Annotated in this window: 1 protein-coding gene; it reads right to left on the bottom strand. The window is 57.5% G+C overall.

All coding sequences use genetic code 11. From position 1 onward, the window contains the following. On the bottom strand, positions 1-372 hold a 372-nt coding region (locus EN861_RS34465; RefSeq protein WP_135928220.1), incomplete at both ends, for an aldehyde dehydrogenase family protein.

Raw genomic sequence — 372 nt, 5'->3', positions numbered from 1 at the left:
AGAGCGAGCGCGGATAGGGGCGTCTGAGCCGCAGGCTTTGATACCATGCTGCAGCCGGCAGCGATTGCCGGGGCCATCTTGCGGGCAAGCATTGCATTCGGGAAGTTCCACGGCGTGATGGCCCCAACAACTCCGATGGGCTGCTTGATCACGATGATGCGCTTATCCGGCTGATGACCTGGAATGGTGTCGCCGTAGACTCGCTTTGCTTCCTCACCGAACCACTCGACGTAGGATGCACCATAAAGAATCTCTCCCTTCGCCTCCGTCCATGGTTTCCCCATCTCTAGGGTGAGGATAGTGGCAAGATCATCGACATTCGATACTATGAGGTCGTACAGTTTTCGCAGGACTGCGGCGCGCTCCTTACCC

The organism is Mesorhizobium sp. M8A.F.Ca.ET.218.01.1.1 (genome assembly GCF_004791165.1).
Lineage (GTDB): Bacteria > Pseudomonadota > Alphaproteobacteria > Rhizobiales > Rhizobiaceae > Mesorhizobium.
The sequence above is the reverse complement of the archived record's forward strand: the minus strand, read 5'-3'. Positions and strand labels throughout refer to the sequence as shown.